General features: G+C 69.7%; 6 protein-coding genes. All 6 read right to left on the bottom strand.

From position 1 onward, the window contains the following. A partial coding sequence (locus BGN98_RS08955; protein WP_288120938.1) for a LacI family DNA-binding transcriptional regulator occupies positions 1-470 on the bottom strand: 470 nt, incomplete at its 3' end. A gap of 46 nt (positions 471-516) precedes the next feature. Next, on the bottom strand, positions 517-2,397 hold the full coding sequence (locus tag BGN98_RS08950; RefSeq protein ID WP_061682582.1) for a glycoside hydrolase family 3 protein: 1,881 nt from the start codon (positions 2,395-2,397) through the stop codon (positions 517-519). A gap of 31 nt (positions 2,398-2,428) precedes the next feature. Further along, entirely contained in the window at positions 2,429-3,289 is an 861-nt protein-coding gene (locus BGN98_RS08945; protein WP_005049962.1) for a carbohydrate ABC transporter permease, read from the bottom strand. A gap of 12 nt (positions 3,290-3,301) precedes the next feature. Beyond that, positions 3,302-4,255, bottom strand: coding sequence for a carbohydrate ABC transporter permease (locus BGN98_RS08940; protein WP_061682580.1), 954 nt, complete (start codon positions 4,253-4,255; stop codon positions 3,302-3,304). Positions 4,256-4,260: 5 nt separating this feature from the next. Beyond that, positions 4,261-5,523 carry a sugar ABC transporter substrate-binding protein gene (locus tag BGN98_RS08935; protein ID WP_061682578.1) on the bottom strand — a complete coding sequence of 421 codons (1,263 nt, stop codon included), beginning with the start codon at positions 5,521-5,523 and terminating at the stop codon, positions 4,261-4,263. 228 nt (positions 5,524-5,751) lie between these two features. Next, positions 5,752-6,375, bottom strand: coding sequence for a TetR/AcrR family transcriptional regulator (locus BGN98_RS08930; RefSeq protein ID WP_005049954.1), 624 nt, complete (start codon positions 6,373-6,375; stop codon positions 5,752-5,754). Between the last annotated feature and the right edge of the window lie 3 nt (positions 6,376-6,378).

Genomic DNA, 6,378 nt, shown 5'->3' with positions numbered 1-6,378 from the left:
GCCGTATCGGCGACCGACACGTCGCTGTCGGAGCCGCTGGAGAGCATGACGGGCCGTCCGAGCATCCAGCATTCGAGCGCGAAGCCGCGCTGCACCTCGTCGACGTAGAGCGGGAACGCGCGCGGGTCGGCGAGGGTCTCGTCGTCGGACTGCGACCACGGGATGATCGACGCGGCATCCAGCGGCGAGCGCGCATCGGATCGCGGGGGTGTGACGTCGCGCGGGTCGGCCCGCTCGAGCATGAGGTCGAACGCGTGCAGGCCGAGGGTGCCGGTACGCCCGTTCGCGAGCCCGCGCGCGGCCGCGCTCGGGGCGTACCCCAACCGCCGCGCGGCGGCCAGCACCCGCTCGCGCGTGGCTTCGCTGATCCGCTCGGGGCGTCGGAAGGCGAACGACACGGAGGCGATCGAGACCCCCGCCTCCTGTGCGACGTCGTAGACCGTCGGACGGCGCGAGGCGGCATCACTCATCGGCTGTCCCTTCGTCATCGTCGGCCTGCGACGGCTCGCGTGCGCGTCACCGGTCGGCGCGTTGTCCCGCCGGTACCGCCAGCTCGAGACCGAAGTGCACCGCGAACAGCGGATCACCCGTATCCGACGGTACATCTTCGCGAGCGGCGCGCACGGCATCCATCGACCGCGGCAGTTCCACCGGCAGGCGCCCCTCGGGAGCGACACGACCGGTGAGCACATCGAGCACGGCGCGCGCGGAGCTGCCGAAGTCGACGACGATCGCCGACGCGAACTCCGCAAACGGTGTGAGGATGCCGGGCCGGTCGAGGTTGACGACGAGCACCAGCGGGCACTGCTGCGCGATCCGTCGCATGCGGTAGACGCGCCCGGGCGGGAACTCGAGCGAGCCCTGGTGGAACCAGGCCTCGAGGAAGAGATCGTCGCGCGGCTCGAACGGGGCGCCGAGACGCACCAGCGCGAGATCCGCGGCGGCGGGGTCGGCGACGATCTCGCCCAGCTCGGCGACGTCTTCGGGGCGGAACCCCTCGACGTACACCCGGCGCCCGGCTCCGCTCAGCGGCAGCACCGGGTGATCCGCGTCCCGCGTCGGACGGTTCTGCACCACCGTCAACGAACGCGCCTGCGCCCGCTCCCCCTCCGCCCGGAACTGCGCGTTGCCGACGATGCGCTCGGCCGCGTCGGGGTCGACGAACGGGTCGTCGAACAGGCCCAGCTGGAACTTCACCCGCAGGATGCGGTGTGCCGACACGTCGATGCGCTCCTCGGTGACGCGACCGGCGCGCACGAGATCGATCAGCAGGTCGACGCACTCCTCGCCGCCGAACTGGTCGGCCCCGGCATCCAGGATCTTGAGCATCCGCTCGCTCGGCGACAGCTCCTCGACGCCCCAAGCGCGCGCCGGCAGCACCTGGTCGCCGACGTGGTTGTCGTTGACCAGCTCCCAGTCGGTGACGACGACCCCGTCGAAGCCGAGCTCGCCGCGGAGGAGGTCCGTGACGATCTGCCGGTTGTAGCCGAAGCCGACCTCTTCGATGGGCACCCCGTTGCGCTCCAGCCCGATCGGCATGCCGTAGTACGGCATCATCGCGGCGGTGCCGCGGCGGATCGCCTCGCGGAACGGCTCCAGGTGGTACTCGAACATGCCGCCCGGGTAGACCTGCTCGCGCCCGTAGGGGAAGTGCGCGTCCTCGCCGTCCTTCTGCGGACCGCCGCCCGGGAAGTGCTTGGTCGTGCACGCGACACTGTCGGGTCCGAGCGCGTCACCCTGGAAGCCCTGCAGATAGGCGGCGGTGAACTCGGCGACCCGCGCGGCATCCTGCCCGAGGGTCTGGGCCTGCCGCCCCCAGCGGGGCTCGGTCGCGAGGTCGATCTGGGGGTGCAGGGCGGCGCGGATGCCGACGGCGCGATACTCCTGCCGCGCGACGTCGGCGAACCGGCGCACCGTCTCGACGTCGTCGATCGCCGCCAGTCCGAGACCCTCCGGCCACTGCGAGAACGGGCCGGCGGCGAAGCCCACGCCGGTGTTCTCGACGAACGCGTGCCGCGGATCGGTGCTGACGGTGACGGGCACCCCGTGCGGGGTCTGCGCGGCCAGGGCCTGCAGGTTGTTGTTCCAGACGGCGGCCTGCCGGGCGGAGCGGATGGCGTGCACGTTGAAGTGCGACAGATGTTTGCCCCGGACGACCGTGGTCGTCGGCGACTTCGAGATGCGCCCGGGCGCCTCCAGCAGCTCGCCCTCCTCCCCCACCTCGATGACGGTCTGGAACATCAGCCCGCACTTCTCCTCCAGGCTCATCCGGGCCACGAGGTCGGCGGCGCGCTCGTCGGCGCTCAGGCGCGGATCCTCGTACGGATCCATCACCCCGTTGCCGTTGAGGTCGCGGAAGCGGGTGCCGTCGGGCGCGGTGAGATACGTGGGGGTCATGATTCTCTTTCTCGAGGCGGGTCGCGGGGGCTCACTTGAGCCCGGTCGTGGCGACGCCCTGGATGAAGTAGCGCTGCAGGAAGACGAACAGCAGCAGGATCGGCGCGATCACGAGCACGGACCCCGCCAGCAGCAGGCCGTAGTCGGTCGCGTTCTGTCCGGTCGAGTACAGCGAGAGCGCCACCGGGAGCGTGTACATGTTCTCGGTCTGTGCCGCGACGAGCGGCCACAGGAAGTTGTTCCACGACGCGAGGAAGGTGAGGATGCCGAGGGTCGCCAGCGGCGGCCCGCACAGCGGCATGACCACGCGGGCGAAGATGCGCAGCTCTCCGGCCCCGTCGATGCGCGCGGCTTCGATGAGTTCGTCGGGGATGCCGAGCATGAACTGGCGCATGAGGAACACCCCGAGCGGCGTCGTGATGAACGGCAGGATCAGCGCCGCGTAGCTGCTGGTCAGCCCCAGAGAGGAGACCATCACGAACAGCGGCACGAAGGTGACGACGCCCGGCACCATGAGGGTCACCAGCACGACGGCGAAGAGGATCTTCTTACCGGGAAAGTCCATCTTCGCCAGCGCGTAGCCGACCATCGAGCAGAACACGAGGTTGCCGAGCACGGTCAACAGGGCCACGACGATGCTGTTGGTGAAGAAGCGGCCGATGTCCAGCGGACCGAACCACTGGGCGAAGTTGTCCCACGTGAACTCGCGCGGCCACCAGGTGGGCGGGCGCTGCAGGATCTCCGACTGGGTCTTGACGGAGCCCAGCAGCATCCAGGCGAACGGCAGCATCCAGACGATGAGCCCGACGGCGAGCACGGTGTAGGTGACGGCGCGGCCGGTGAAGACGCGACGGGCACGCCGCGGCGGGCGGGCGATGGCAGGAGCGGTCATGACGAGGTCCTCTCAGTCCTTCGTCCGCAGCAGTCGGAACTGCAGCAGGCTCAGCAGCGCGATGGCGAGGAACAGGATGTAGCTGGCGGCCGAGGCGACGCCGTACTGCCCGAAGCCGAACTGCTTGAACGTGTAATAGGCGACTGACAGGGTCGAATCGAGCGGTCCGCCCTGTGTCATGACGAAGGCCTCCTCGAAGAACTGCAGGAAGCCCACCGAGATGAGCACCGCCCCGAGCAGGAGCGTCGGGCGCAGCATCGGCAGGGTGACCGAGGTGAGCCGCCGCCACGTGGAGGCGCCGTCCATCATGGCGGCCTCCTTCACGTCGGTCGGGATCGCCTGAAGCCCGGCGAGGAAGATGACCATGAGCGTTCCCACGTTGCGCCAGACGGCCATCGCGATCAGCGAGGGAAGCGCCCAGGTGGTGTCGTTGAGCCAGTCGGGCCCCTGGATGCCGATGAGGGCGAGCGCGCTGTTGAGAAGCCCGTCGGGCTGCAGAATGTAGCGCCAGACGACCGCGACGGCCACGATGCTGGTCACCACGGGGGCGTAGAAGCCGACCCGCAGGAAGGACACGATGCGCCCGCCGCCGGAGTTCAGCGCGAGAGCGAGCGCCAGAGCGACCGCCATCGTCACCGGGATGCCGACGACGACGAAGGTCGCGGTGACGCCGATGGACTTCAGGAACGTGGGGTCGCCCAGCACCTTGACGTACTGGTCGAGGCCCACGACGTCCACCGAGAACGGGGAGCGGATGTCCTGCGCGCGGAAGTCGGTGAACGACATCGCGAACGAGCCCACGATCGGCACGATCATGAACACCGCGAACACGATGACGAACGGGAGCGCGAACCCCCACGCGATCCATCCCTGGCGCCGGCGACGGGACGACCCCGGCCGGCGACCACGGCCGCGACCGGTGACGGCGGCGGCCGCTCCGGTCGCGGCCAGTGATGCCTGCGTCATCTCGATCAGCCCATTCCGAGGGCGTCGGCCTTGCTCTGCAGCTCCTTCATGGCGTCTGCAGGGCTCTGGGTGCCCAAACGCACCTTCTCGAGCACCGCGTCGCCCGCGGCGGCGACCTGCACCCACGTGGTGGTGGCGGGAACCGACTTCGCGGTCTCCAGCTGCGTGCCGAAGGCTGCGAGCGTGGGCTGCGAGGCGAGGGCCTGCTCCTTCCACGCCGCCTGGACGGCGGGCAGGTCACCGGTCTTCTCGTACCACTGCGCCTGCGTGGTCGGGTCGGTGAGCCACTGGGCGAGCTTCCACGCGGAGTGCGCGTTCTTCGAGTTCTTGAACACCGTGAGGTTCGCGCCGCCGCTGAACGACGTCGACGACTCCTTCGTGGGCAGCACCGCGGTGGTGAACTTACTCGCGAAGTCCGCACCGCCCACCTTCTCGAGCGAGCCGATCATGAACGGTCCGTCGATCAGCATCGGGGTCTTGCCGGCGACGAAGTCGGCCTCCTGAGCACCCGAGGAGCGGTCGGCCGCCGGGTTGGCGATGCCCTTCTGGAAGAAGCTCTGGTAGTACTCGTAGGCCTCGACCATCTGCGGGGTGTCGACCGTCCACTTGTCGCCGTCGACGAGCGAAGCACCGTTGGACCACGGCATCCACAGCGTGCCCTGGAACGAGTCGTTGCCGCCGGGCAGGCGGATGCCGTACTCGGCGCCGGCCTTGGACTGCATGTCGGCGGCCATCTGGCTGAGTTCGTCCCACGTGGTGGGGGCCTTCGTCCAGCCGGCCTTCGCGGCGAGGTCCGTGCGGTAGTAAAGCACGCGGGTGTCCACGTACCAGGGGGCACCGGTCATCCGATCGCCCACCTTCGTCGACGCGACGGCGCCCGGGAAGGATCCCGACGTGTCGAGGTCGGTCGGCACGGTCTGGAACGCGTCGGCGAAGTCCGCCATCCAGGTCGAGCCCATCATCGCGATGTCGGGCGTCGTGCCACCGGCGATCGCCGTCTGGATCTTGCTGTAGGCGGCATCCCACGGAATCGCCGTGACTTCGACGGTGACGCCGGGGTTGGCGTCCTCGAACGTCTTGACGAAGTCGGGCAGGGCCTCGCCCTCCGCGCCCATCGCCCACATCGTGATCGTGCCCGTGGCCGGCTCGCTGCCGATCGTCGTCGCGGCGTCGGGTGCGCTGGCGGTGTCATCTGCGCGGCCGCATCCCGTCAGCGCGAGAGCGCCGACGGCGACCAGAGCGATGGCTCCCAGTCGTACGTGTTTCATGGTTCCTCCTCGAACGGGACACCCGCTGCGGTGTCGGCTCTCACTTTACTTATGCGCATAACCTGCGTCAAGCACCCTCGCCCGCCTCCCGACCGCCCGCCCGCGAGTCCGCCTTTTCGCGAGACACCGTCTGCGCACCGAGACACCGGTGCACAGCCGCGGTCTCGGTGCAGGGATGGTGTCTCGCGGGGCGTACGCTCGGCGGGGTCGGTCGGCGGACAGGCGGGGTCAGCGGGGGGATGCCGCGCGCAGGTAGCCGCGAACGAACTCGTCGAACAGGGCGGTCATGTCCACGGTGGCATCGAGCAGCCACTGCTGCTGGATGCCGTCCATCACGGCGCTGATGAGGCGTGCGCCGGCCTCAGGATCGATGTCGGGCGCGATCTCGCCGGCGCACTGACCCGCGCGCAGGAGCGCTGCCGTGGCCTGGGCGCGCTCCCGATATCGGGTGGCGAAATCGTCGTGCAGCGGATGGTCGGGATCGGCCGCCTCCGCCACGACCGTCGAGTAGAGGGAGGTGAGACCACGGGTCGTCTGGTTGTAGGCGACGACCTTCGCCGCCTGCTCGATGAGGCCGTGTTCGGCGGGCTCCCCCGCCGCGGCGCGCACCCGCTCGTCGCGCTGGCGGAGCACCTCGGCGAACAGCTCCTCCTTCGAGGCGAAGTGATGCAGAAGCCCCGCCGGCGTCAGCCCGACGCGCTTGGCCACCTCGCGCAGCGAACCACTCGCCGACCCCGAGCGGCCGAACACGAGCACCGCCTCGTCGACGATCTGCTGCCGCCGCGCCTGCCCCTTCGGGTAGCTCCCCCGCGTCCGCGAGGGAGCCACCCGGTCACCGCTGTCTGATGCCACGAG

This window comes from Microbacterium sp. 69-7, assembly GCF_001897985.1.
Lineage (GTDB): Bacteria > Actinomycetota > Actinomycetes > Actinomycetales > Microbacteriaceae > Microbacterium > Microbacterium laevaniformans.
Note: the sequence above shows the minus strand (reverse complement) of the source record. Positions and strands in the feature narration are given on the sequence as shown.